Source organism: Altererythrobacter ishigakiensis, from assembly GCF_001663155.1.
GTDB lineage: Bacteria > Pseudomonadota > Alphaproteobacteria > Sphingomonadales > Sphingomonadaceae > Erythrobacter > Erythrobacter ishigakiensis.
This window is the reverse complement of sequence record NZ_CP015963.1, coordinates 799,731-824,448: the sequence shown is the minus strand read 5'-3', so window position 1 is coordinate 824,448 and position 24,718 is coordinate 799,731. Positions and strand designations below refer to the sequence as shown.

At 56.9% G+C, this 24,718-nt stretch carries 32 protein-coding genes; 14 read left to right on the top strand and 18 right to left on the bottom strand.

The features are described from left to right. Positions 1–88: 88 nt before the first annotated feature. Both A6F69_RS03990 and gmk read left to right on the top strand, forming a co-directional pair. Positions 89–595 (top strand): SspB family protein, encoded by a 507-nt coding sequence (locus tag A6F69_RS03990; RefSeq protein ID WP_067597668.1) that lies wholly within the window; start codon positions 89–91, stop codon positions 593–595. Between the two features lie 57 nt (positions 596–652). Beyond that, positions 653–1,288 (top strand): guanylate kinase, encoded by a 636-nt coding sequence (gmk, locus tag A6F69_RS03985; RefSeq protein WP_067597665.1) that lies wholly within the window; start codon positions 653–655, stop codon positions 1,286–1,288. A gap of 6 nt (positions 1,289–1,294) precedes the next feature. Here gmk and A6F69_RS03980 read toward each other — a convergent pair whose 3' ends face one another. Continuing rightward, positions 1,295–1,996: an NAD-dependent deacylase gene (locus A6F69_RS03980; RefSeq protein ID WP_067597662.1), complete on the bottom strand. Its 702-nt coding sequence runs from the start codon at positions 1,994–1,996 to the stop codon at positions 1,295–1,297. Positions 1,997–2,031: 35 nt separating this feature from the next. Between A6F69_RS03980 and dapB the strand changes: the two genes are divergently transcribed. The 3 genes from dapB (at position 2,032) to A6F69_RS03965 (ending at position 3,992) form a co-directional block, all read left to right on the top strand. Continuing rightward, complete coding sequence (gene dapB, locus A6F69_RS03975; RefSeq protein ID WP_067597659.1) at positions 2,032–2,760, top strand: 4-hydroxy-tetrahydrodipicolinate reductase; 729 nt, start codon at positions 2,032–2,034, stop codon at positions 2,758–2,760. Positions 2,761–2,769: 9 nt separating this feature from the next. After that, positions 2,770–3,420: an endonuclease III gene (nth, locus tag A6F69_RS03970; RefSeq protein ID WP_067597656.1), complete on the top strand. Its 651-nt coding sequence runs from the start codon at positions 2,770–2,772 to the stop codon at positions 3,418–3,420. 68 nt (positions 3,421–3,488) lie between these two features. Continuing rightward, complete coding sequence (locus A6F69_RS03965) at positions 3,489–3,992, top strand: hypothetical protein (protein ID WP_067597653.1); 504 nt, start codon at positions 3,489–3,491, stop codon at positions 3,990–3,992. Positions 3,993–3,995: 3 nt separating this feature from the next. Here the strand turns inward: A6F69_RS03965 and A6F69_RS03960 are convergent, their stop codons facing one another. Genes A6F69_RS03960 through A6F69_RS03945 form a run of 4 tightly spaced genes read right to left on the bottom strand, consistent with a single transcriptional unit; the run spans position 3,996 to position 7,932 of the window. Continuing rightward, complete coding sequence (locus A6F69_RS03960) at positions 3,996–5,231, bottom strand: dicarboxylate/amino acid:cation symporter (RefSeq protein ID WP_067597650.1); 1,236 nt, start codon at positions 5,229–5,231, stop codon at positions 3,996–3,998. A 21-nt stretch (positions 5,232–5,252) separates the two neighbouring features. Continuing rightward, a complete protein-coding gene (gene dapE / locus A6F69_RS03955) occupies positions 5,253–6,386 on the bottom strand; it encodes a succinyl-diaminopimelate desuccinylase (protein WP_067597647.1) in 1,134 nt (377 codons plus the stop codon). Further along, positions 6,383–7,267 carry a S1/P1 nuclease gene (locus tag A6F69_RS03950; protein ID WP_067597644.1) on the bottom strand — a complete coding sequence of 295 codons (885 nt, stop codon included), beginning with the start codon at positions 7,265–7,267 and terminating at the stop codon, positions 6,383–6,385. Before A6F69_RS03950 ends, dapE begins: the two co-directional genes overlap by 4 nt. Continuing rightward, on the bottom strand, positions 7,264–7,932 hold the full coding sequence (locus tag A6F69_RS03945; RefSeq protein ID WP_067597640.1) for a glutathione S-transferase family protein: 669 nt from the start codon (positions 7,930–7,932) through the stop codon (positions 7,264–7,266). The genes A6F69_RS03950 and A6F69_RS03945 overlap by 4 nt, the downstream gene beginning before the upstream one ends. A 105-nt stretch (positions 7,933–8,037) precedes the next feature. Here A6F69_RS03945 and A6F69_RS03940 point away from each other — a divergent pair, with 105 nt between their 5' ends. Beyond that, positions 8,038–8,457, top strand: a complete 420-nt coding sequence (locus tag A6F69_RS03940) for a VOC family protein (protein ID WP_067597638.1) — start codon at positions 8,038–8,040, stop codon at positions 8,455–8,457. Here A6F69_RS03940 and yihA read toward each other — a convergent pair. The 5 genes from yihA to rpmH form a co-directional block, all read right to left on the bottom strand. Then, positions 8,454–9,125 carry a ribosome biogenesis GTP-binding protein YihA/YsxC gene (gene yihA / locus A6F69_RS03935; protein WP_067597635.1) on the bottom strand — a complete coding sequence of 224 codons (672 nt, stop codon included), beginning with the start codon at positions 9,123–9,125 and terminating at the stop codon, positions 8,454–8,456. The genes A6F69_RS03940 and yihA overlap by 4 nt on opposite strands. Before the next feature lie 3 nt (positions 9,126–9,128). Next, positions 9,129–10,895, bottom strand: coding sequence for a membrane protein insertase YidC (gene yidC / locus A6F69_RS03930; RefSeq protein WP_067597633.1), 1,767 nt, complete (start codon positions 10,893–10,895; stop codon positions 9,129–9,131). Between the two features lie 61 nt (positions 10,896–10,956). Then, entirely contained in the window at positions 10,957–11,166 is a 210-nt protein-coding gene (yidD, locus tag A6F69_RS12915; protein WP_083984668.1) for a membrane protein insertion efficiency factor YidD, read from the bottom strand. Then, complete coding sequence (gene rnpA / locus A6F69_RS03925; protein WP_067597630.1) at positions 11,163–11,528, bottom strand: ribonuclease P protein component; 366 nt, start codon at positions 11,526–11,528, stop codon at positions 11,163–11,165. Before rnpA ends, yidD begins: the two co-directional genes overlap by 4 nt. Positions 11,529–11,560: 32 nt before the next feature. Then, complete coding sequence (gene rpmH, locus A6F69_RS03920) at positions 11,561–11,695, bottom strand: 50S ribosomal protein L34 (RefSeq protein ID WP_067602413.1); 135 nt, start codon at positions 11,693–11,695, stop codon at positions 11,561–11,563. A gap of 251 nt (positions 11,696–11,946) precedes the next feature. Here rpmH and A6F69_RS03915 point away from each other — a divergent pair, with 251 nt between their 5' ends. Further along, entirely contained in the window at positions 11,947–12,693 is a 747-nt protein-coding gene (locus A6F69_RS03915; protein WP_245638281.1) for a M90 family metallopeptidase, read from the top strand. A gap of 8 nt (positions 12,694–12,701) precedes the next feature. Here A6F69_RS03915 and A6F69_RS03910 read toward each other — a convergent pair whose 3' ends face one another. Continuing rightward, positions 12,702–13,253: a winged helix-turn-helix transcriptional regulator gene (locus tag A6F69_RS03910; RefSeq protein WP_067597626.1), complete on the bottom strand. Its 552-nt coding sequence runs from the start codon at positions 13,251–13,253 to the stop codon at positions 12,702–12,704. Positions 13,254–13,420: 167 nt separating this feature from the next. Here A6F69_RS03910 and A6F69_RS03905 point away from each other — a divergent pair, with 167 nt between their 5' ends. Further along, a complete protein-coding gene (locus tag A6F69_RS03905; RefSeq protein WP_067597623.1) occupies positions 13,421–13,765 on the top strand; it encodes a DUF8200 family protein in 345 nt (114 codons plus the stop codon). Positions 13,766–13,858: 93 nt separating this feature from the next. On the opposite strand, the gene A6F69_RS03900 is transcribed toward A6F69_RS03905, so the two are convergent. The 3 genes from A6F69_RS03900 to galE form a co-directional block, all read right to left on the bottom strand. Beyond that, positions 13,859–14,470: an HAD family hydrolase gene (locus A6F69_RS03900; protein ID WP_067597620.1), complete on the bottom strand. Its 612-nt coding sequence runs from the start codon at positions 14,468–14,470 to the stop codon at positions 13,859–13,861. A gap of 97 nt (positions 14,471–14,567) precedes the next feature. Beyond that, on the bottom strand, positions 14,568–14,693 hold the full coding sequence (gene ykgO / locus A6F69_RS03895) for a type B 50S ribosomal protein L36 (RefSeq protein ID WP_007165381.1): 126 nt from the start codon (positions 14,691–14,693) through the stop codon (positions 14,568–14,570). An 87-nt stretch (positions 14,694–14,780) separates the two neighbouring features. Then, entirely contained in the window at positions 14,781–15,794 is a 1,014-nt protein-coding gene (gene galE, locus A6F69_RS03890) for a UDP-glucose 4-epimerase GalE (protein ID WP_067597617.1), read from the bottom strand. A gap of 136 nt (positions 15,795–15,930) precedes the next feature. Here galE and A6F69_RS03885 point away from each other — a divergent pair, with 136 nt between their 5' ends. The 3 genes from A6F69_RS03885 (at position 15,931) to A6F69_RS03875 (ending at position 18,428) form a co-directional block, all read left to right on the top strand. Beyond that, complete coding sequence (locus A6F69_RS03885) at positions 15,931–16,551, top strand: DUF4136 domain-containing protein (protein ID WP_067597614.1); 621 nt, start codon at positions 15,931–15,933, stop codon at positions 16,549–16,551. Next, positions 16,548–17,678 (top strand): M14 family metallopeptidase, encoded by a 1,131-nt coding sequence (locus tag A6F69_RS03880; RefSeq protein WP_067597604.1) that lies wholly within the window; start codon positions 16,548–16,550, stop codon positions 17,676–17,678. The genes A6F69_RS03885 and A6F69_RS03880 overlap by 4 nt, the downstream gene beginning before the upstream one ends. 66 nt (positions 17,679–17,744) lie before the next feature. Beyond that, positions 17,745–18,428: a DUF4197 family protein gene (locus tag A6F69_RS03875; RefSeq protein WP_067597601.1), complete on the top strand. Its 684-nt coding sequence runs from the start codon at positions 17,745–17,747 to the stop codon at positions 18,426–18,428. A 3-nt stretch (positions 18,429–18,431) separates the two neighbouring features. On the opposite strand, the gene A6F69_RS03870 is transcribed toward A6F69_RS03875, so the two are convergent. From A6F69_RS03870 to A6F69_RS03860, 3 genes are read right to left on the bottom strand one after another with little or no spacing between them, the layout of a single operon-like run. After that, the gene (locus A6F69_RS03870) at positions 18,432–18,848 is read right to left on the bottom strand and encodes a cytidine deaminase (protein ID WP_067597598.1); all 417 of its coding nucleotides are present in this window, start codon (positions 18,846–18,848) and stop codon (positions 18,432–18,434) included. 13 nt (positions 18,849–18,861) lie between these two features. Continuing rightward, positions 18,862–19,530, bottom strand: coding sequence for a glycoside hydrolase family 25 protein (locus A6F69_RS03865; RefSeq protein WP_144573716.1), 669 nt, complete (start codon positions 19,528–19,530; stop codon positions 18,862–18,864). 48 nt (positions 19,531–19,578) lie between these two features. After that, positions 19,579–20,085 (bottom strand): UPF0262 family protein, encoded by a 507-nt coding sequence (locus A6F69_RS03860; protein WP_067602406.1) that lies wholly within the window; start codon positions 20,083–20,085, stop codon positions 19,579–19,581. A gap of 140 nt (positions 20,086–20,225) precedes the next feature. Here A6F69_RS03860 and A6F69_RS03855 point away from each other — a divergent pair, with 140 nt between their 5' ends. Further along, positions 20,226–21,737: a replicative DNA helicase gene (locus A6F69_RS03855; protein ID WP_067597592.1), complete on the top strand. Its 1,512-nt coding sequence runs from the start codon at positions 20,226–20,228 to the stop codon at positions 21,735–21,737. Here A6F69_RS03855 and A6F69_RS03850 read toward each other — a convergent pair. Continuing rightward, positions 21,734–22,927 (bottom strand): phospholipase D-like domain-containing protein, encoded by a 1,194-nt coding sequence (locus A6F69_RS03850; RefSeq protein WP_067597589.1) that lies wholly within the window; start codon positions 22,925–22,927, stop codon positions 21,734–21,736. The genes A6F69_RS03855 and A6F69_RS03850 overlap by 4 nt on opposite strands. Positions 22,928–23,036: 109 nt before the next feature. Between A6F69_RS03850 and rpoZ the strand changes: the two genes are divergently transcribed. Both rpoZ and A6F69_RS03840 read left to right on the top strand, forming a co-directional pair. Then, entirely contained in the window at positions 23,037–23,384 is a 348-nt protein-coding gene (rpoZ, locus tag A6F69_RS03845; protein WP_067597587.1) for a DNA-directed RNA polymerase subunit omega, read from the top strand. A gap of 109 nt (positions 23,385–23,493) precedes the next feature. After that, the gene (locus tag A6F69_RS03840) at positions 23,494–24,666 is read left to right on the top strand and encodes a DUF3667 domain-containing protein (protein ID WP_067597584.1); all 1,173 of its coding nucleotides are present in this window, start codon (positions 23,494–23,496) and stop codon (positions 24,664–24,666) included. The last annotated feature ends 52 nt before the right edge of the window (positions 24,667–24,718 follow it).

Sequence of the window (24,718 nt, the reverse complement as noted above, 5' to 3'; positions counted from 1 at the left end):
TCGTCTGTGTGCAAGCGTTCACAAGCATGTCAGGGATGTCGATTGCGGCTTGACCGCGGCATGATCCAGCGCCACGATTCACACTGCCATGAGTGATGAAACGCCAGATAGTCTGATCCCGTACGATGAGATCGTACAAGAAGCTTTGCGCGCGGTGGTCGGTCGTGTGTTGGGCGAGATTGTCGCAGGTGGCAGCGAGTTACCTGGCGAGCATCATTTTTACATCACCTTCAAGACGGGGGCCGCGGGGGTTTCAATCCCGGCGCATCTGCGCGAGCGTTTCCCCGATGAAATGACGATCGTTCTGCAGAATAAATTCTGGGACCTGGAAGTTACCGATCACGGTTTTTCGGTCGGTCTCAGCTTCAATCAGGTTCCGGCAAAGCTGGATATTCCCTTCAGCGCGATCACTGCGTTTGTCGATCCAGCGGTTGACTTCGGCCTTCAGTTCCAGGCAACCAGCGATAACTTGCCGCCGGAAGAGCATGAAGACGCAGAGAACGATGGCTCCACCGATGGTGATGATAGCAATCCGCCCAAAGGAGCTGACGACGGCTCCAACGTCGTCACAGTCGACTTCGGACGCAAGAAATAGGCGGTTTTCCGTCATCAACCACTTGATTTAGTCCGTCGCATTGCGCCAACAGCGCACATGGCTGACCAATCGACTCTTCAACGCCGTGGGCTCTTGTTCATTCTTTCCTCACCATCAGGAGCCGGGAAAACAACAATCTCGCGCATGCTGCTCAATGCCGACGACGAGATTGACCTATCAATTTCCGCTACAACGCGACCTCGCCGCGAAGGCGAGATCGATGGCGTTGACTATCATTTTGTCTCTCCCGAGAAGTTTGAAGAGATGGTCCAGAAGGACGAGTTTTACGAATGGGCGACAGTGTTCGGCAATCGCTACGGCACGCCCAAAGGCTACATTCGCAAAGGCCTGAAAGAAGGACGTGATTTTCTTTTCGACATCGATTGGCAGGGTACGCAACAGTTAAAGCAGAAGGATGATCAGGACGTCGTGACTGTTTTCATTCTACCGCCTAGCTTAGCCGAACTCCGCAACCGCCTTGAAACAAGGGCGCAAGACAGCCCTGAGGTGATCGACAACCGGATGGAGAGAGCCAAAGCGGAAATCAGCCATTGGGCGGAGTACGACTACGTGGTCATCAATGACGACGTCGACGAATGCTTCGTCAAAGTCCGCGAGATCCTGCATGCCGAGAGGATGAAACGTACACGCCAAACGGGCTTGATCCCGTTCGTTCGCGAATTGACCCAATAGTCAGCTTCAAGTGTCGAGCAGCTCTTCAACCCAAGCGGGTACGAGTTCGCCGGCCGGTCCCTGGCGTGATTCATGGAACCAATGTGAGCCCTCGCTACGTTCCAGATTGAGCTCCAGCGTCTGCACGCCCAAATCGCGCGCATCACTTACGAACCCGGCCGCCGGATAAACTGCGCCGGAAGTGCCGATGCTGACGAATAGGTCAGCATCCCGGATCGCAGCGTAAATCCGTTCCATCTGGTAAGGCATTTCGCCGAACCACACGACATCGGGCCGCAGCGAGGGCGCTTGGCAGACCGGGCATGCCGGACGGTCGGACATTGGCGCATACCACGGGCTGCGCATCTCGCACGAAAGACACAGCGCGCTCTTCAACTCGCCATGCATATGGAGCACGCGTTGTGCGCCGCCGCGTTCATGTAAATCATCGACGTTTTGCGTGACGATCAGAAGCTCTCCGGACCAAGCCAAATCAAGCCGTGCCAACGCGTCATGCGCCGCGTTCGGCTGCACCTTTGACAGTGCCTCGCGACGCATATCGTAAAAGCCCAGCACAAGGTCTGGATCGCGTGCGAAACCCTCTGGTGTCGCTACATCCTCGACCCGGTGCTGCTCCCACAAGCCGCCAGAATCACGGAATGTATCGATCCCGCTTTCGGCAGAAATTCCTGCACCTGTCAGGATCACGATATTGCGAATGTCACTCATGCACGCCATGAAGCACGAGCAACGGAGTTCACGCAATGGCGCAGTTTGGAATCATTGGACACAAAGGGCGGATGGGTCGCGCGATCACGACAGCGATCGAGGAGGCTGGCCATGTCATGCGAGTGGGCATCGATGCAGGTGGCGATCCCGGCCCGCTTGCCGCGCAATGCGACGTGATGGTCGATTTTTCAGCTCCTGACGCGCTCGAAGGCAATCTAAACGCTGCGAAACATGCCGGCATTCCCATTCTCGTCGGAACAACCGGCCTTGCACAGGAGCACTTCGTTTTGCTCGCCGATGCGGCGCAGGCGATCCCGGTTTTGCAGACAGGGAACACGTCCTTGGGTGTGGCGCTGATGGAACATCTGGTCCGCGAAGCTGCCTCAAGGCTCGGCCCGGACTGGGATATCGAAATCCTGGAAATGCATCACCGAACCAAAGTCGACGCGCCTTCTGGCACAGCCAAACTTTTAGGCGAAGCGGCCGCCGAAGCGCGAGGCGTCGCATTATCAGATGCGATGGATAGCGGACGGCATGGGCAAACCGGCGCGCGGCGCGAGGGCGCCATAGGCTTTGCCACCTTGCGCGGCGGGACTGTAGCCGGCGAGCACAGCGTGATCTTTGCCGGCAATGAAGAGCGCATTACGCTGTCTCACACCGCAGAGGATCGCATGATTTTCGCGCGCGGCGCAGTGCGTGGCGCAGAATGGCTGATCGGCAAAGAGCCGGGTCGCTACTCCATGGCGCAAGTTCTGGGGTTGTGATCTGACAGCATGACCAAAGACCAGATTTTTGAATTCTTCCGCCGACTTGCGGAGGACAACCCCGAGCCTGAAACTGAGCTGGAATATGGCAATGCCTATCAGCTTGTTGTGGCAGTCGCCCTGTCGGCACAGGCAACTGATGTTGGCGTGAACAAAGCAACACGCGCGTTGTTCCAGAAGGTGAAGACTCCGCAGCAGATGCTCGACCTTGGGCTCGATGGGTTGATCGAGCACATAAAGACGATTGGACTGTTCAATTCCAAGGCGAAGAACGTGATCGCGCTGAGCCAGCTGCTGATCGACGATTATGACGGCGAAGTGCCGGATACACGCGAAGATCTGGTCCGGCTTCCCGGCGTTGGAAGAAAGACTGCCAATGTGGTGCTAAATTGCTGGTTCAAACAGGAAACCTTTGCGGTCGACACCCACATCCTGCGAGTCGGCAACCGGACAGGCCTCGCAAAAGGAAAGACTCCGGAGCACGTAGAAGCGAAACTAGAAAAGCGCGTGCCTCAGCCGTTCCGCCTGCATGCGCATCATTGGCTGATCCTGCATGGGCGATATACTTGCAAGGCACGAACGCCCGAGTGCTGGCGCTGTCAGCTCACAGATCTTTGTAGCTACAGGAAGAAAGTACTGGAGAAACCGAAAGGGCGTTAGATAGCACCCGATTTGCCAAACTCTTACTTGAGGTTCACAATGTTTAGCAGCGTGAGGGAGGCAGAACCATGCAATTGCGTATTCTTGCTTTAGCTGCGGCATTGACCGTGTCCGGCACAGCAGCCAGCGAAGCCCGCGCTCAGGCCGCGGCCGAAGAAGCCGTCGTTCTGTCCGGCACAAGCGCCGGTACAAGCCGTGCCTCTCGCGACTTGGGCAACGCAGTCGGGGGCAGTATTCGTGGCGCAACCAGAGCTATCAGCACCATTCCAAGGGCCGCACCTCGTGGTTCTCCGCGACGTTCCCGTGGCGGTGTTGTAGTCGATGGTCCGCTTGCCGCTGATTCCGACCCGCTCGAAAACACTAATGCGCCCGCCTATCAGTTGAGCAATGGCGCAACGATCCGCGTAAGCGGCGGCATGCGCAACTCCGCCTCTGCAAAATGCAAACTCAACTGCCTCAAAGGCGGAGCCAAGGAAGATGAGCCTTTGCCATCCAACAACGACGCTCCGTTGGTCGAAGCTGAAGAAACCGAAGCGACACGCCTTGAGGCTGAGGCCTCAAAGCCCGACTAAGCGCTAGACGTCATCCGCGCTGATCATTTCGGCACGGTCGATCTCATTCGTCAGGCTGGCTACGGTTGTTGCCACCGCTGCGTCACCGCTGACATTGGTGGTCGTGCGCATCATGTCCATGATACGGTCTACACCCGCCACGAATGCGATGGTTTCCAACGGTACGCCCACAGCGCCGAATACCAGCGCCATCATGATTAGGCCTGCGCCTGGAATACCTGCCGCCCCGATGGCGCCGAGCGTGCCAAGGATAGAGATCAGGAAGTAATCCCCCCAGCTCAAGTCGACACCGAAAATCTGCGCTCCAAACAGTGTCGCTAGGCCCAGATACATCGCCGTGCCGTTCATGTTGATCGTCGCGCCCAGCGAGATCACGAAACTGGCAACGGAGTTGCTGATCCCAAGATTGCGCTCCGCGCAGCGCAGCGTCACGGGCAGCGTCGCGTTGGAGCTGGCGGTCGAATAGCTGACGGCAATTGCATCGATAATCCCGCGGAAGAAGTCGATGACAGGCAGCTTGGCGATGAATTTGATCATCCCCCCATAGATGATGCCGATTATCAGCAAGCAACCGAGATAGTTCAGGAACACCAGCTTGCCGAGCGCACCGAGCGCGTCGAGCCCCAGCGTTCCTGCCACCCACGCCATCAAGGCGAAGACACCGAATGGCGTGAGTTCCATAACAATCATCGTGACTTTCTGCATGATGACCGCGCCGGAATCGAAGATACGCTGAACCGGTGCGCCATCTTCCTTCGCCATTAAAATGCCGATGCCAAGCAATAGCGAGAATATGATCAACGGCAGCACATTAACGTCTGCCATGACCTGTACCGGGCTTTGCGGGACCATGCCCAAAAGCATTTCACGCCACGTCGTCTCGTTGGGAGCGGGCACCGCTCCCATCTCAATGGCAGAGGTATCCACCCCTGCGCCGGGCATCACGAAAGTGCCAAGGCCCAGCCCCAGCCAAACCGCGATCTGCCCGCTGACCACGAACAGCAGCAACGCGCGCCAGCCGACACTGCCCAGCTTGCGCAAATCGCCAATACTGGCAACGCCTGCGACCAGGCTGAAGAAGATCAACGGAACCACCAGCATCTTGATAAAGGCGACAAAGATATCGCCGATGAACTTGATGCTTTCTGCGCCCGCCCCCCAGAACCAGCCGGTCAGGATGCCGAGGATCAACGCGCCAATCACGCGCTGCCAGAGTGGAATTGCAAACCAGGCTTTCATGAGCGCCCCTCTCGTTGTGTTTTATGCCAGCGCGGCTTGCGCGATGCGTGCGTAAATGCGGCTTAGCGTGTCCAAGTCTGCCACTGCAACCGCTTCATCGCGCTTGTGCATCGTGGCGTTGCAAAGACCGAATTCGATGACCGGGCAAACCGCGCGCAGGAAACGCGCATCGGATGTGCCACCGGTTGTCGAAGCCTCCGGCTTCAAACCTGTCTCGGCCTCGACCGCATCGGAGATGATCTGCGAAAACTCCCCAGGCGGCGTGAGAAATGGCTCACCGGAGATGACAGGCTTGGCAGTCCCGCCGTGCTTCTCTGCAATTTCAATAACCTGCTTGGCCAGCGATGCACCCGAGTGCTGATCATTGAAGCGGATCGAAACGCGCGCCTTGGCCTTGGCCGGAATGACATTATGCGCGCGGTTAGGAATATCGATCTCGGTTATTTCAAGATTGCTCGGTTGAAACCAGTCTGTGCCATCATCCAAATGCAGATTGTTGAGCTCTGACAGCATCGAAACCATGCGCGGCAACGGATTGTCCGCCAAGTGCGGATAGGCAACGTGGCCTTGCGTGCCGTCAACTTCCAGCCAGATGTTGACTGAGCCGCGCCGCCCGATCTTCATCATGTCGCCCAATCTGTTGACGCTGGTGGGCTCTCCCACCAGGCACAGCTCAGGCTGGATGCCTTCAGCGTTCATGTAATCGATCAAGGCGCGCGTGCCATGCAGTGCAGGGCCTTCCTCGTCGCCCGTAATGATGAAGCTGATCGTACCCGTTTCTGCAGGTACATCGGCAACGGCGGCCACCATCGCGGCGATCGCTCCCTTCATATCTACCGCGCCGCGCCCGTGAAGCAGATCACCCCGAATTTCTGGATCGAACGGTGCGCTGCTCCAGCCTTCACCAGGCGGCACTACGTCCAGATGCCCCGCAAAGGAGAAGTGCTTCGATCCTTCAGGTCCAGTCCGAATTGCGAAGAGGTTCTCGACCGGGGCGTCGTCTGACCCCTCATCGCCCTCTCCGCACGTGAAGCGCTGAACCTCAAAGCCAAGGGGAGTGAGTTGCGCCTCAAGCACATCGAAAACCTCGCCTGTCGCGGGCGTAACGCTTTCAGCCGCAATCAATCGTTTTGCATTCTCCAGCGCGGCACTCATTGGCGATCCTCGACAGGCAATGGTCCTGGTGCAAAGGCACTTTCAAGTAGTTCCGCGATCCGGATACCCGCTTGCTGCACGCGGCGGCGCGCGACAGGCACAGCTTCGACAATGTCTTTTTGTGTCAGCGCGGTTTCCCCGGGCAAATCGCTCGCACAGGGGTCATCCACATCGAATGCATTAGGGTAGACGATATCGCGGGAAATCTGCCAGCTTTCGCGCCCCCAGTCCGCTGGCGTTCCCCCGCCTAGCGCGGTGCGTTCCTCAGCCGAGTAACGCCGCAAAACCTTGTCTGGCCCGGTAGTGATGGCGCGTTCTGCCAGTGGGCCATCCCAGATCGAATGCAAGTTGCGGTCCGGCACAATTCCGTAGTCGGTAACACGATCATTGCCGCCGCGATCATCCTTATCTCCGGAATGCAGCGGCATGTGAATGTCGCCTGCGAAGTGAACCATGAATGCGAGCGCTTCCAAGCGAACATGGGCGGGCAGGCTTTCATCGGCGAGGATCCGGTGGCTTCGCTCAATCTGCGCGGTCACACAGTTGCCCCCAGAACAATTGGCACGCGGATTATAAGCCTCACAAATTGGCGTTGTGCGATAATGCCACGCAGCAGTGTAGCCCCAACGCCAGAACGTACGCCTAACACAATCTGGCCAGACCGAAGCCTCAGCAATGTTGCGAATTCGGCATTCAGGCGTGCCCAGCATCGCTTCCTGCCGTAAGAGTTCGGTGATCTTTGCACGCGTTTGCAGGCTGACATTCGCGTAGGCGATGTCAGCCGTCACACCATGCGCGTAGAACCCCCATGCACCGGCCTGTACAGGGGCCAACAACAGAGCCAGCGCTGCTACCCATCGACCGATTGCGCGCTGCTTCATGCGCCGACTGTCTCGTATTGCTCGATCACCCATTCTTCGTTCTCCGAAGCGGCAATCCATTCCTGCGTCCACTCATGTTCCCAGATCGCTTCCATATATGCTTGCGCGAACCCTGGCACGGCGATGCCATAGGTTATGAAGCGAGAAACGACCGGCGCATAGAAAATATCCGCTGCGCCATAGGTACCGAACAGGAACGGGCCGCCGTTCCCGTGGCGAGAGCGCGCCTCCGCCCATAATTGCAGGACCCGAACAACATCTTGCTTGGTATCTTCGGTGACCGATTCCAACTGAATACGACGGCGCACGTTCATTGGTAACTCGCGCCGCAACGAGGGAAAGGAGCTGTGCATCTCTGCCACCATGGCGCGCGCCATCCCGCGCGCGCTTTCGTCCTTGGGCCAGAACCGATCACGGCCAACCTTGTCGCTGAGATACTCGAGAATCGCCAAGCTGTCCCAGACGACATTGTCGCCATCCCACAGGATTGGAACGCGGCCATGTGATGGCATCATGCCACTGTCTTCGCTTTGGCGCTTATGCTGCCACTCCTCGCCGAACATCGGCACGATGATCTCTTCGAAATGCAAGCCGGATTGTTTGGCAGCGAGCCAGCCTCGCAGCGACCAGCTCGAATAGTTCTTATTGCCGATAATCAGCTTCATCGAAGAAAGCTCCACCTTGCGTTTCCATGTTATTCCGCCCTAGGAATTCATTTAATCGCTGTCGAGCCTGAACGGGTCCGACACCGTAAAAAGGAGCGCTCAGCCGTGTCACTTCGCCCGTTTCATCTTGCTTTCCCGGTCGATGACCTTGCCTCAACCCGCGCGTTCTACGGTGGAGTAATGGGGTGTGCAGAGGGACGAGCTTCAGATGAGTGGATCGATTTCGACTTTTACGGGCATCAGATCGTGACACATCTCGCGCCCGGCGGCTCGGGCGACCGAGCCAGCAATCACGTCGACGGACATGGTGTACCCGTGCCTCATTTCGGGATCGTTCTGACCATGGAGGACTGGCAGGCGCTGGCGGATCGTTTGCGCGCGGCGGGAACCGAGTTTGTGATTGAGCCAACGATCCGCTTCAAGGGTCAGTCGGGCGAACAAGCGACGATGTTCTTTCGTGATCCAGCAGGCAACGCGCTGGAGTTTAAAGCCTTTGCGGATGATGCTATGTTGTTCGCGACCTAGCTGTTGGCCCAATCGGCGCCCAGTGCGTCTTCAATCACCGCAGCCCGAAGCGCGGCGATTCCCATCCCCTTCTCGCTGCTGGTGACGTGGATTTCAGGATAGGCCGCGACGTGCTTCTTCGCTTCGGCAGCCACTTTCTCGACTGTCTTGTCGAGCTCTGATTTTTTGACCTTGTCCGCCTTCGTCAGAACCACGCGATAGCCAACTGCTGCCTCATCGAGCATTTTCATCATATCGCGATCGACATCTTTCAGGCCATGGCGGCTATCGACCAGCACAAGGTTGCGCTGAAGCACTTGCCGCCCGCGCAGGTAATCGCGCACGAGCCGCTTCCATTTCTCAACCACTTTGGGCGGGGCCTTGGCAAAGCCATAGCCGGGCATGTCGACCAGCCGGAAAAGTGTGGGCTCCCCAACTTCAAAGAAGTTCAATTCTTGTGTTCGACCCGGCGTAACTGATGCACGCGCGATTGCCTTACGCCCCGTCAACGCGTTCAGAAGCGAGCTTTTGCCAACGTTTGAACGTCCGCAAAAGGCGATCTCCGGCACGGTCGGGTCAGGCAGGAACTTGAGCTGCGGGGCAGACAGCAGAAAGTCTACGCGACCGGAAAACAGCTTTGACGCTGCCCGTTCGCGGTATTCCTGCTCCTTCTGCTGCTCAGGCGTCACGGACTACTTGCCTCTGAGAGAGTTCGCGCGATCCTGATCGGCTTTGTCTTTCTCTGCCTGTGCACGCAATTGCGGATGCTTCGAATAGAGATAACTTTGTTGTGCCAGCGTCAGGATGTTTGAGGTGACCCAGTAGAGCAACAGGCCAGCGGCAAACGGCGCCATCACGAACATCAGGATCCAAGGCATGAAGTTGAAGATCTGCTGCTGCACCGGGTCCATCGCTGAAGGATTCAACTTGAAAGTTGCCCACATCGTTATGCCCAGCAGAACTGCGAGAACGCCGATGCCCAGAAAGCCCGGCGGGTCAAAGGGCAGCAAGCCGAAAAGGTTCAGAATCTTGGCAGGATCGGGCGCGGACAAATCTTCGATCCACAATACGAACGGCTTGTGACGCATTTCGATGGCCAGAATCAGCGCCTTGTATAGCGCAAAGAAGATCGGAATCTGAATGAGTAAAGGCAAACATCCGGCAAGGGGGTTTACCCCCTCATCCTTATACAGCTTCATGATCTCTTGCTGCTGCTTCTGCTTGTCGTCCTTGTAGCGTTCCTGGATCGCCTTCATCTTGGGCTGGACCGCCTTCATTGCCGCCATGCTGGCGAATTGTTTCTGCGCAATCGGGAACAGCAGACCGCGGATCAGTATGGTCAGACCGATGATCGCCAAACCGAAGTTGCCAAGAAAATCATACAGAGTGCGAAGCAACCAGACCATCGGTTTCACGAACCATTCGAACCAGCCCCAATCGATCGCCTTACCAAAATTCTGGATACCCAAATCATCGCGATATGTATCGAGCAGCGCGCTTTCCTTGGCGCCCGCGAATAGCATTGACGAGCTCGTAACACTTTCCCCAGCGGGTACCGTGACCGGCGCGTAGATCAGATCAGCACGGAAAATGTTCTCGCCCAGAGAGCGGAAGCCGGCAGTGGCTTCTCCGCTGGCACCGGGGATCAAAGCCCCAAGCCAATAGATGTCGGAGAATCCAAGCCAGTCCGGCGCCCCTCCTTCAGGAGTATGTGCACCATCGTCGATGAGATCCGCATAGTCAGGGCCGTACTCGATCGTATCGCCAAATCCGCCCATCGGGCCGGCATGTGCAATGAACGTGCTCGCACTAGCGGTTGCTGATGTCCGATTGAGCAAACCAAATGGACGGACCACGATAGGGCCGGCGCCATTGTTCGTCACAGTCTGCTCAGCGGTGATCATGTAATTGTCATCAATCGACAGCGTGATCGTGAAGGTCTGCCCTTCCCCGTTGTCATGCGTCAGAGTGACGGGCGCACCCGTAGTCAAAGTATCCCCGGATGCCTGCCACAGTGTGTTTGCCGTCGGCAGTGCAACACCTTGGCCGACCCAGCCAAACTGCGCGAAATACTGTCCATCGGTGCCTTGCGGTGCGAACAGCTGAACCGGGCCGCTTTCTTCATCTACAGTAGCGCGGTGATCCTTCAGCTCGATATCGTCTATCTTTGCACCTACCAGATTGATCGATCCTTCGACGCGGGGGGCATCGATGCGCACGCGTTCCGGGGCAGCGAGAGCCGTGGCCAGGTCAATCGGAGCGGCGGGCGATGAATCAGCATCAATGACCCCGGGCGCCGTAGCTGTCGCAGTTGGAGGCGTCTCGCCTGCGGTGACAACTTCTTCGGCTTGCCCGGTCAGCGAGGCTTGCGGATAAAAGTACCGCATGCCCATGTCCCAACCGAGGATGAGCAGGCCCGAGAGTGCTACGGCGAGCAGTAGATTACGCTGATTGTCCAAGATGAAAGTCCGTGCGTCTGAAACTCAAGAGTGTCTTATATAGGTATTACAGTGCGGCGCGCTAGGGTACCGGATCATACCCATGCCCGCCCCACGGGTGGCAGCGCATTAGCCGCTTTGTCGCCAGCCATCCACCCTTGATCGCACCATGCTTGTTCAATGCCTCGATTGCATATTCGCTGCAAGACGGCGCATAACGACACGTTGGTGGCAAAATGCGGCTTGGTCCCCATTGCCATAGGCGAGCCATCAAGATGAAAATATGCTTCATTTGCGACCTCGATTCCCTTTGCGCGGCCTGCGGCGCGGCGGATCGCCCTTACCCTCAGCAGCCCGCGTCAAAGCATCATCCAGTTCGGCCGCCATTTTCGCGAAATCGCGCTCAATTGCGCCATCTCTAGCGATCAGCACATGATCATGATCGGGCAGTCCCTTGTCAGGCAAAGCAAAACGCAGCAATTCACGAAATCGACGTTTGATCCGGTTACGGACCACAGCATTGCCAACCTTCTTGGTCACCGTGATACCATAACGTTTGCCCTTGCCGCCATTGGGCTGCGCCAAAAGCACGAAACCGGGGCGTGCTACGCGCAGACCCCGGTTCGCAGAAAGAAAATCAGCGCGGCGACGCATCACCGCGATGGATTGTGGCTCAGCCGTGCGACTTACGCACAAAGGTTCTTGCGGCCACGCTTGCGGCGTGCGCGCAGGACCTTGCGGCCACCGGTAGTTGCCTTGCGTGCGAAAAAGCCGTGACGGCGGGCACGCACGAGATTGCTAGGCTGAAAAGTCCGCTTCATATCGTCCTCGAAATCAAATCCGGCGCTTGCATAGTACGCCATCAAAAAAAGCCGCCGAAATGCGGGCGACCGAAATTCAGAGCGCGCGGGTAGGCGAAGGGTCACGATGAGTCAAGATATATGCGGCAACGCAGCATCATCGGCGCGACATGGCAAATGGTGGGGGCTCTTCTTATCTATGGAATATGACGATATGGCATATTCTTGTTGTTGCCCTGCTAGTGCTCGCGGCTTTCCTGTATCGGCACAGAATGCGGCAGCAGAAGCGGAAGAAACTTCTGGCGACACCGCTGAGCCTCCAGCAACGCGAGTTGTTGGAGCGGCTCGTGCCAATTGTCGCGCGATTACCTGAGCCATTGCGCCCCAAGCTTGAGGGCAAAATCAACCTCTTCCTTGATCAGGTGACGTTCCGCGGCAACAGGGGACTGGAGGTGAATGATGACATGAGGCTTGCTATCGCAGCGCAGGCCTGCCTTCTGATCGTCAACAGCACTGTCTGGTACGATACGCTGAGAAATGTTCTGATCTACCCCTCAGCTTTCCGGGCCCGGCGCGCAACCCATGATGGATTTGTAGTCCATGAAAGTAACCATGGCATGTTAGGTGAAAGCTGGGCCCACGGCCCAGTCGTTTTGTCATGGGACGATGCGCTACATGGCGGCCTTAATGCAGACGACGGCCAAAACGTCGTGATCCACGAGTTTGCCCACCAGTTGGACAGTTTGACAGGCCACACCAACGGCATCCCGATCTTGCGCAAAGGACAGGCCTATCACAGCTGGGAAGCGGCAATGCTGGACGCTTTTCACGATCATGTTGAAAGGGTCGAGAACGGGTATCATACTCTGATCGATCCATATGGAGCGACCAATCACCAAGAGTTCTTCGCTGAAGCGATCGTTACCTTCTTCGAGAAACCCCGGGCGATGCGCTGTGAGGAGCCAGCGCTCTACGCCCAACTGGCACAGCTACTGGCGCTTGACCCGGCGCAGTGGTGATCGCGCGATCAGCTGGCTGCGCGCTTCCTCGCTTCTACCAGATCGGTTGCCGAACCAGCAGATCTGGCTTCAAGCGGAATAAATTCGGGATGATCGGGACGTTTGCCGACATTTTCGCGCATCGTCATCCATAGATCCTCATGCGAGAGAATCCGTCCGTCATGCGCCAAGATCGACACCGGGCCGATCGGCATCCGGTCACGCTCATCGACCAGAACCGGGTTTTCTTCAAACTCGGCACCGTACTTTTGGCCCCATTGACGCAGAGCAAGCATTGCCGGAAGCAGGTCAAATCCCTTCTCGGTCAAGCGATACTCGATCTTGCGGCGGTCATCAGCGCACGGTTCGCGTTTCAGAATTCCGTGCTCAACCAGTTTGGCCAGTCGATTCGAGAGAATGTTGCGGGCAATGCCAAGTTCACTCAGGAACTCTTCGAAATGATGCAGCCCGTTGAAACTGGCACGCAAGATCATAAATGACCAGCGTTCACCCATAACTTCAAGCGCTTGCGGCAATCCGCATTTGAGCAGTTCGCTAAGTGGTTCTCTCAATTCACCCATAGATAAGTCCTCTTCCCGAAACCTATCTAGCGCGCTTTTGGATCACCCGCAAAAAAGATTTCAGTTTTTAGTTGCAACCTGAAACCTAATCACATAGGTAGTGATTCGCAACTGGTTTTGATTCGAAACCTGATCGCAGCAATTGAACAATAATAAAGGAAGCGACGATGACCCTCTCCATCCCCCGTGCAAATCGTCTCGGCGTTCTCGCACTTGCTCTGGCCTATACAGGCGTAACCTTTGGCGCATTGACTGCACCAGCCCCGGCATTGGCAGCTCAAAGCGGTCCCTACTATGTGGCCGAACTGGCAGCGCCTGCCAGCGAAAGTCGCACCGTTGCGGGCGGCGTCGCCTGGTTCTGCGAAGGCACGACCTGTCGCGCCGCCAAAGGCAACTCGCGCCCCTTGCGCATCTGCCGCAGCTTGCAGCGCGAATTCGGCAATGTCGTAAGCTTTACCGCCAAAGGCGAATCGCTGGCTGAAGACAAGCTGGCGCGTTGCAACGGCGAGTAAACAGCTAACTATCCCCCGCCGGCCCCTCTCCATTAGCCGGCATTCCCCAAGCCCCCGGCCTCCCCCAAAAGGCCGGGGGTTTCTATTTGCCCTTTAGATCAGCCCTCGACCGGCCAGATCTTCCTCCAGTGCTTTCGCATCGAAGAACTGATGCGTTTGCCAGCCCAGCGCATGCGCCGCAGCAATATTGTCCGGGTTGTCATCAATGAACAGCATCGCGCCTGCCTCAACACCAAACCGTCGCTCAGCTAAACGAAAAATCGCCGGATCGGGTTTGACCAACCTCTCTTCCCCCGACACGACGATGTCGCGAAAGTGGTCAAGCACAGCCTCCGTCGGACGGAATTGCTGCCAGAACTCCGCGCCGAAATTAGTAATCGCAAACAGCGGGACCTCCCGCCTCGCCAGCCGCTGAATCAACGCAGCAGTTCCCGGCACAGGTCCGGGAATCGTATCGAGAAAACGATTGGCATAGGCATCGATCAAATGCGCATGACCGGGAAATTGCGCTTTTCGCTCTGGGACCATCTCTGCCAATGGGCGCCCGGCATCGTGTTCGAAATGCCATTCTTCAGTCACAACATTGGCACAGAACCAATCGAGCTCCGCTGGATCGTCGATCAACTGTGCAAACAGATGCCGCAAGTCCCACTGGACGATCACGCGCCCAACATCGAACACGACTGCTTCTAGCGGCTTGCTCAATTCATTTGCTCCTCAAACAGCAACGGCCCGCACTCCTGTCTGGAGGCGGGCCGGTGATGTTGCGCGGTCACAAATCGTGACCGGCCAAACGCAGCAATTAGCCCTGACGAGCCTTGAAGCGACGGTTGGTCTTGTTGATGACATACGTCCGTCCGCGGCGGCGAATTACGCGGCAATCGCGGTGACGGTTCTTCAGCGACTTGAGGCTGTTGCGGATCTTCATGGTTCTAACTTCCAAAAGTAAACGCGCCGGAGATGCCCCCGACGCGGCCAATTCGTTGCGGCCCGTTAGCGCGGGATAAGATTCGGGTCAAGCATCACCGCGGAATTCAGAGAGTTTTCGCTCCCACTGCAGCGCATGGGTGATGATGGTATCCAGATCATCAAACCTGGGTTCCCATGGAATGGTGGCCCTTACAAGCGAAGGATCGGAAACCAACGAAGCAACATCCCCGGCCCTGCGCGGCATCTGCCGCCGCTCGATCGGCTGGTTGGTGACGCGATCGACTGCATCAAGCACTTCGAGCACCGAGAACCCGCGACCATAGCCGACATTCATCGTCAGCGAGCGCTCCGGCTCTGCAATCAGCGCCTCGAGTGCATGCACATGTGCGGAGGCCAGATCGCTGACATGGATATAATCGCGGATCCCCGTGCCATCGGGCGTCGGGTAGTCATCACCGAACACCGCGACATGATCGCGCTTGCTCAGCACGGTCTCTACCGCAACCTTGATCAGATGCGTCGCGCCTTCGGTCGATTGCCCGCTGCGTCCATCAGGGTCAGCCCCGCACACGTTGAAATAGCGCAGCACGCAATGGTTGAGCGGATGCGCCCTGCTGACATCGGCCAGAATACGTTCCGTCATCAACTTGCTCATCCCATACGGATTAACCGGTTGAAGCGGATCATCTTCGGTCAGCGGTTTAACCTCAGGCTCGCCGTAAACTGTGGCAGTGGACGAAAAGATCATATGCTTAACACCGCCCTCAAGCGCGCACTCGATCAGCGTGCGGCTCTTGGCGGTGTTGTTGTCATAATATTTGAGCGGGTTCTCGACTGACTCAGGCACGATGATCGATCCGGCGAAATGCATGATCGCCTGCGTACCTTGCTCCGCGAAAATGCGCGCGAGCAAATCCGCGTCGGCGATATCACCTTCATAAAGCGTCACATCATCTGGCACTGCAAAACGGAAGCCGGTCGAAAGATTGTCGATCACCGCGACTGGCCAGCCAGCATCCTTGAGCGCCAAAACTGCATGACTGCCGATATATCCGGCGCCGCCGGTGACCAGGACAGGAACCTTGTTGTCATTACTCATGCCGCACCGTTAGCAAGATACGCGGCGAAAGTGCTAAAAAATTAACTCAGCGGTCAGATTGTACGCCTAGAGGCGGCGCACAAAGCTGGCATCAGACTGGCTGTGCCGCTAAGGGCGTGTCGCAAAGGAGAGCGCTATGGCGCATTGGGTTCGCAATTTGAAAACATTCGCGGTCATTGGCGGTCTGGCTGGCTGTGCGACTGTACCCGGCCCAAGCCCGGTCGAGGTCACTCGCTTTCACGATGTGGCAGCGATCAGCGCAGCCGAGGCAGGCACTGTCTTCGTCGCCAATGCTCCGGGAAGCGAAGACTCCTCGCTTGAGCTGGCACCCTATAAGGCTGCCGTTGCGCGCGAAATGGCGCGACTTGGATTCAGCGAAGCTGGCGCAAGCGATGCAACCTATACCGCACAGGTCAGTGCGGACAGCTTTCGAATTGGCGAAGATGGCGGCAAGCGTGGTCCGGTTAGCGTTGGTATGGGCGGCTCGACCGGTTCTTATGGTTCAGGCGTTGGCCTGGGCATCGGTATCAACCTCGGCGGTGGAGGTTCGCGCGAACGCGTTGGCCATGAAATGCGCGTCATGATCCGCAAGGCGGAGACAAATCAAACCATCTGGGAAGGCCGCGCACAATTCACCGCTTCTCCCAAATCAGAATTTGCCAGTCCGGCCCACAGCGCAGCAGTGCTGGCTGAAGCCCTATTCAGCGAATATCCGGGCAACAACGGCGAAACCATCGAAGTAAAGGTACCTGAGTGACCCACATTGCAATCGACGCTGCGTTCGACAGCGGGAATATCGAAGTTCTGTCTGTAGACGGCGCGGTAGCAAAGCTCGCACTGCGCAAGGACAATATGAGCGAGTTCGCACAGTGGTTTCACTTTCGTGTGTCAGGCGCGGCAGGTGAGGAACTGACGTTCAAAATCGCCAATTTGAATGATTCCGCTTACACCGGTGGTTGGCCGGGCTACGATGCTTGCGTGTCCGAAGACCGCGAATATTGGGCGCGCGCGGCAAGCAGCTTCGACAAGGACGAAGATAACGGCACACTGACGATCAGATACACGCCTGCCAGCAATCTCGCTTGGTTTGCTTACTTCGCGCCCTATTCGATGGAACGCCATCATGATCTGGTGTCAGAAGCAGCGGCTTGCGAGGGTGTCGAATATTTGCGCCTTGGCACAACACACGATGGCCAGCCTATCGATTGCCTGACGATGGGTGAAGGGGAAACAGAAGTCTGGCTTACTGCCCGCCAACATCCGGGCGAAACGCAGGCCGAATGGTGGATGGAAGGTGCGCTGGAATGCCTGACCGATCCAACCGATCCGGTCGCATTGGCGCTGCGCAAGCGCTGCCGGTTCCACATTGTGCCAAACTGCAATCCTGACGGTTCACGCCGCGGTCACTTGCGCACCAATGCGCTGGGCGTGAACCTCAACCGGGAATGGCATGAGCCGACCGCGCAAAGCTCTCCAGAAGTGCTCGCAATCCGCAATCACATGGATTCGACTGGTGTTGACTTCGCAATGGATGTGCACGGCGACGAGGCAATTCCGGCGGTATTCTTGGCGGGCTATGAGGGCATACCTGACCTGACCGAGGATCATCTGGAAGGATACAACAGCTATCAAGCGATCCTGGATCGCCGTACGCCCGATTTTCAAACCAAGCTGGGTTATCCCAAAGCAGCAGCCGGCAAGGCCAACCTCAGCATGTGTACCACACAGGTCGCGCATCGATACAAAGCCACTGCGATGACGCTGGAGATGCCTTATAAGGACTTGTTCGACACGCCTGAGCCCGAACAAGGCTGGAGCCCAGAGCGCTGCAAATTGCTGGGCCGCGATTGCCTCGCTGCGCTGCTTGAATGGCTTGATCGCTGAATACCGCGCTTCACTGCAACTTTCTGAAAATATGTGCTATCCTGCCAGTTTAGCGGGAGATTAGCGATGCGAGATCAGTTTCTGTTCACCCGGCGGAAGGCCTTGATCGGGGCGAGCGCCGTTGCCGCATCCTCACTGGTTCCTGCAAGAGCTTATGCTCAAGGACTAGGGATAGGCAGTATTCTTGGTAAAGCGTCAGACAGCGCGCTCGATCAGCTGGCCCAACCCGGCGCGTTCTATAATGACGAGGATGTACGTATCGGATTGCCGATCGTGGGCAACCCGCGTGGCGGCCTGCTTGGTTCGCTGTTCAATGCGGGAAGAACGCTAGGGATACTCGAAGGGATTACCCGCAAGATCAACGATGCAGCGGGCGCTGCGGCTGGCGAAGCCAAGCCGATATTCCGCGCGGCGATTGATGATCTATCCTTCAGTGATGTTCCCGGCATCGTCCGCGACAAGGAAGGCGGCAGCAAATATCTGCGATCCAGCGCAAATGATGAACTGCACACCATGGTCAGCCCGCTTGTCGACACGGCCCTCAGCGAGATCGGGGTTTATGAGCAATTTGACGGGCTGGCGGAGCAGCACAGCTTCATCCGCGATGCAGGACTCAATCGGGAGAGCATCAACAAGAGCGTTACCGATCAGGCCCTTGATGGAATATTCGCCTATATGGGCCGCGAAGAGCTCAAGTTTCGCGACAACCCGCTGGATGGCGTGGGCAAGGTGCTCGGCGATCTGTTCTGATCGTCAGGCGAGGCTTGCCGGGCCAAATGCACGCGGAAGCAGCTCGGATAGTCGAGTTTCGACCACATCATCTGAACCTGCGCAATAAACAATGGGATCGGTTTCACCCAACTCGGCCATTTCGTTCAATACCTGCCTGCACCGCCCGCACGGCGTGACTGGCGTCTCGGTGTCGCCGATAACCGCAACTTCTTCCAGGCCTCCGCGATGGCCATCATCCATGGCCTTGGCGATGGCGACCGTTTCCGCACACAGCGTCAGACCGTAGCTCGCGTTCTCAATATTGGTTCCTGTTACGACTGTTCCATCTGCAAAACGCAGCGCAGCGCCCACGCGAAACTTCGAATAGGGCGAATAGGAGTTTTCCATCGCGTGTTTGGCGCATGCAATCAGGCTGTTGCGTTTATTGTCTTCGCTCATCGCGCGCGCTCCTTCACGGTTGTATCACCACCCATTCAACAGGTGTCTCTGCAATCTCGCTACGCCGCGCGCCATTGGCTGTCCAGAGTAGCCACGGCCGACCGGCATAACGCGGAATAAAGCGATCGCGTATTAGCCAAAGATCACGATCAATCGTTCCAGCCAACCCATAGCGCGCTTCGAATTCCTCAGAAATGCGAATGATGGCAGGCCTACCCGAATGCATCTCGACCTGATTGATCAAGGTCAGCAACTCGCTTTCCAGCGCAGCATCGCTGACTTTTGTCTCGCAATCATCCGCTGTCCATTCGAGCGCGATTGCAGGCGGCAAGAGCGACTCTTCACGCGGCACTATAGTCACGAAATTCGCGGATTGCGCATCAGCTCTGGTGCAAGGGTCAAACCGATGGATGGCGCCAGCTAGTAACCCGGCCCGGCGCGCATTCGCCAGATTCTGCCCGAACTGGCTGGCTTGTATCCCGGCCCCGGCACTAGCTTCTATATAGACGAAGCTGGCGCCCAGAGCCCGCGCGGTGTCGAAACCCACGCGGCCATTTTGATCGTCAACGGCAATACCTTGCTCAGGGTAAACTGCGGCATCGGGCGCATAGTGCTGAATATCCCACCAATACCAGATCGCTGATCCGGCTGCCGCAAGCAGAGCCATGGCGAACAACCGCATCCACCATCGCTGCCTTATCGGTTTGCGCTTGCGAGCCACAGTTTCCGATCAGCCCTTGATGTGCAGCACACAGATCAATGTGAACAGCCGCCGCGCAGTTGGAAAATCAGTCTCGACCTTGCCCTGCAAACGCTCAAGCAGCAGCTCAGCCGCCTGATCATGTATGCCGCGCCGCGCCATATCGATGGTCTCGATTTCGCTGGGGGTGGCTTTGCGGATGGCCTGATAATAGCTGTCGCAAATCGCGAAATATTCGCGAATAGGGCGGCGAAATCGGGCCAAACCCAAGAGCAGCGTTTCGAGCAGTTGCTCATCCTCGTCGCGAATTTCCAGCAACAGTCGGCCATCCTGTACCGACAAGCTAAGCCGATAGGGCCCATTTGCGCCGCGTTCCGCGCTGCGCACGGGCTTGAAGCTGTTCTCTTCAATCAAATCATAAATCGCCACCCTTCGCTCTTGCTCGATATCGGCATTGCGCCAGATAATCGTCTCTTCGTCGAGAGCGATATGCGCGATGCGATAATCGACAGAAGAATCGGTTGCTTTGCCATTCATGACAAAGCCGCCTTCGCAGATGCAGCGCACAGGTTTCAAGCTTTTCGAACAACCATCCCCGCTATCCACAAGCTGCTGCGTCAAATTTGCCATTATTGGGTCTTGCGTTGCAGGCGCTTCGACGCGCAATAGGAGGGCTCATGTCAACAAGCGATCTCCTCGAGCGGCCCGAAGCCGACAACGCAAAGGGCGCGAGCCGCCTGCCATCTAATCTGGAAGCCGAGGCGGCGTTTCTGGGCGCGGTTCTGATCGACAATCGCGTGATCGAAGAATTACGCACCCCGCTGCGCGCGGATCATTTCTTTGAGCCGCTGCACGGGCGGATCTATGATCGCATCCTGAAGCTGCTGGAGCGCAATGCAACTGCCAGCCCGGTCACGCTGAAGCCCTATTTCGAATCTGATGAAGCGCTAAAGGAATTGGGCGGCACGACTTATCTGGCCGAACTGACACAGGACGGGCTTGGTCTGCTGGCGGCTGGCGAGCTGGCGCAACAGATCTACGATCTGGCGCTGCTGCGTGAGCTGGTCAGCGTTGGACGTGGACTGGTCGAAGATGCGCTCGACACTAGCGATGAAGTGGACCCGATGGACCGCGTCGCGGAAGCCGAAGCCCGGCTTTATCACGTGGCAGAAGGCGCCGCGACTGGCAGCGAAGCCTCAAGCTTCAAAGACGCAGCGTTGACCGCGATTGAGATGGCGCAAGCCGCGATGAATTCAGGTGGCGGCCTGTCGGGCAAGACGACAGGCCTTGAAGTAATCGACCGCAAGACATCAGGTCTGCACAACTCGGACCTGGTCATTCTGGCTGGCCGCCCCGGTATGGGTAAGACCTCGCTTGCAACCAACATCGCCTTCAACTGCGCGGAAGAGCATCTGAACTGGCAACGCGATGGTGGCGAGTTCAACTACGGCGCGCCAGTGGCTTTTTTCAGCTTGGAAATGAGCGCCGATCAGCTTGCTACACGTATTCTGGCAGAGCAGGCAGAGATCAGCTCTGAATCTCTACGCAGCGGTAAACTGACCCGCGAGGAATTCCAGAAGCTGTCTTTTGCCAGTCAGAAGCTGGCTGACCTTCCGCTCTATATTGACGATACGCCAGCGCTGACGATTGCGGCATTGCGTACACGTGCGCGGCGCCTGAAACGACGGCACGACATTGGCTTGGTCGTGGTTGACTATCTTCAACTTTTGCAGGGCTCTGGCCGCGCCAACGATAATCGTGTCAACGAAATATCGGAAATCAGCCGTGGCCTGAAAACACTTGCGAAAGAGTTGAGCGTGCCGGTGATCGCTTTGTCGCAGCTCAGCCGTGCGGTTGAACAGCGCGAGGACAAGCGCCCGCAATTGTCCGACCTGCGCGAATCGGGCTCGATCGAGCAGGACGCCGATATGGTGTGGTTCATCTACCGCGCGGACTACTATCACGAAAACACGCGGCCAGACATGCCAACCGAAACCACCTCGGCGGAAGACACCGAGAAGTACCGTATCTGGGAAGAGCGCTTCCTTGAGCTCAAAAACAAAGCGACGCTAATCGTCGCCAAACAACGCCACGGCTCAACCGGTAATGTGCCGCTGCATTTCCAAAGCGAGATTACGAAGTTCACCTCGCCCAATATCCGCGACTATTCGGATTGGGGTGAAGGTTAGAGGCCCAGATTGAGCCTGCGCGCCACCGTGTAATCAAGCACGGAGACCAGAAACCATGACATCCTCCAGCGGATCCGATTGATCCAGCCGCCGCGCTTGCGATGCCATTCGCGCGTGATCGAATTTGAACCCTTGGTCATATGCGTAACCACCTCACGCATCCTCTCGGCAAGCTGCGCATCTTTCACCCGCACCATCAACTCAAGATTGAGACGGATAGATCGCAAGTCAAAATTTGCACTTCCGAAATAAGTCACATCGTCAATCACCAACAGTTTCATGTGCAGCTTGCTGGCGTCGAACTCATAGATCTCAACATCATCGCCCAGCAGCGCTCCGTACAGCGCGCGCGAAGCCCCTATCGTTGTGGTATTGTCTGACTTGCCTGCGGTGATCAGCCGCGCCCTTCCCTTGCGCGACACCATGCGGATCAAACGCCTGATACTGCGCGGAGGGGAGAAATACGCCATAACCAGATCAAGCCGCTCCGCCTGAGCCAGGTCCCGCTTGACTATCCTCGCCCATGCACTGGTAATCTTGGATGGCCCTCCAAGCAGGAGCTGAACGTCATCCCCGCCTTCATTCCAATCGCGGACCATGCGGCGGATGGCGAAGAATTGTGAATCGCCATTACCGACCCACTTTTCCAATTCGACGAACCATTCGACAAACCTTTCAACCACCTTGCCGGTGATCCCGACACCCAGATCGCACCAACCGTTCTCCTGGGGTGTAGCAAAGTAATGGTCAGAGACATTGAAACCACCGGTGATCACGCTCTCGTCATCAGCGACGACAAATTTCTGATGATTGCGAATAAGATAACGCACATTCCAACGCGGCTGGAAGACGCTTACCTTTCCGCCGGCGCGAATGATCGGTTCCAAGAAACTTTGCGGTGCATCACTGCCAAAGGCATCGATAATCAGATGAACGGACACACCGCGCTGGGCGGCACGGATCAATGCTGCGCGTACCTTCGTCCCCGAATGGTCCGCCTGAAACATGTAGAAGCACAGTTTCAAAGAAGTCTCTGCACCGTCAATCAAGGCCATGAGCCCGTCCAGCCGCTCTTGCCCGGAAAGCATGAAGCGCAGATCATGGCCTTCGGCTTGGACTGCGAAGCCCGGCAGGTCGCGGTAGTCAACCTCGGGATCAGGCTTGGTCAATGTTCCGTCAGGCTCGGTCATCGCATCCACTTTAATCAATGGCGGGCCACTTGCGCAATTTCTTGACTCGAACGCCTGTGCAACCTATTCGCCGCGCTTTCCCGCAAACCTATTTGCTTGAGAGGCCTTCATGGCACGCGTTACCGTTGAAGATTGCGTAGACAAGGTTCCAAACCGCTTCGATCTCGTTCTGCTGGCTGCCCAGCGTGCACGCGAGATTTCCGGTGGTGCTGAAATGACCATTGATCGCGATCGTGACAAAAACCCGGTTGTTGCTCTGCGCGAGATTGCTGAGCAGACCATCAAACCGAAGGACCTGCACGAAGCAGTTGTCACCAACTTGCAGAAGATCCTGCCGGATGACGAAGACGATGCCGATGAAATCGGTTCGCTCAGCCAGTCGGCCGAAGCGCTGCGTATCACCGCATCTGCGCCAACCCGCACAACGTCGATCGCGACCGATTTCGACGCCGGCTGATTTTACAGACATCGAGAGTTGAAAAGAGGCCGCCTGAAAGGGCGGCCTTTTTGTTTGCGCGAAATCTGCCTATCATCGTTCCTGCGTTCGACATGCAGACGGGGGATCCATGAGCGACATCACCGAAGCGCTAGGGACAGCGGCAGAAGGCGGCTTGTTAGCGAAAGCTGTGTCGAAAGGTGGCACTCCAGTTGAAAAGGGGCACTTTGCCGAAGGCGCCTGCCTTAACTGCGGCACACAGCTGAACGGTAAGCACTGTCACGAATGCGGGCAGAAAGCCCACCTGCATCGCACCATTGGCGCCTTCGTGCATGATTTACTGCATGGCGCCTTGCATCTGGACGGCAAGGTTTGGCGGACATTGCCATTGCTGATCCTGAAACCTGGCAAACTGACGCGGCGCTATATCGAGGGCGAGCGCACATCATTCGTCAGCCCGATGGCGCTGTTCCTGTTCAGCGTCTTTCTGATGTTCGCGGTGTTTCAAGCGCTGGGAATCAGCACACCTACTGACATTAGAGGTGACACTGCAGCGCAAATGAGAGCGCTCGCAGCTGCGGAAATCCGTGATCTTGAACAGAACCGCGAAGACGCGCTGGAAATGCTTTCACAAGAGGGGGTTTCGGCGGCAGAGCGAGAAGAGCTTCAAAAGCAAGTGTCCGACTTTGATCAACGATTGGAGGGCATTAGGCAAGCACAGGAAGAGCTTCCTTTCCTCGATACTATCTTCGGACCTAAGAATGGCGACGCTGAGGGCAGGAATCCTGCAAGTGTTGAAACCGGGGCAGATGGGGACACTTCAGTACCGCTAAATGACGACGGAACAGCTCGCATGACCATCGATAGGTCAGGGGTCGACTGGATCGATGAAGCGTTTGAGAAATGGCGTACGAATCCGGGCCTGATGCTCTACAAGTTGCAGGCCAATGCCTATAAATTCAGCTGGCTGCTAATCCCGCTTTCGATACCTTTCGTATGGCTACTGTTTGCTTGGAAACGACGCTTCAAAGCCTATGACCACGCGATATTCGTCACCTATTCTATTACATTCGTATCACTTCTGTTTATCACGCTATCCTTGCTAGCCGCAGCTGGCATTGGCGGAGGGTGGGTGTTCTTGGCTCTGGCGATCTTGCCGCCACTCCACCTCTACAAACATCTGAAATATGCCTATGACCTGTCACGCTTCGGGGCGATTTGGCGGCTGACTGTTCTTCACGTGTTTATCCTCGTGATATTGCTCCTGTTCTTCCAGGTCCTGCTGCTTCTCGGTGGGTTCTGAGCAAAGAAAACGGCGCCCGGATCGCTCCGGACGCCGTCCATGTGCTAGTTGA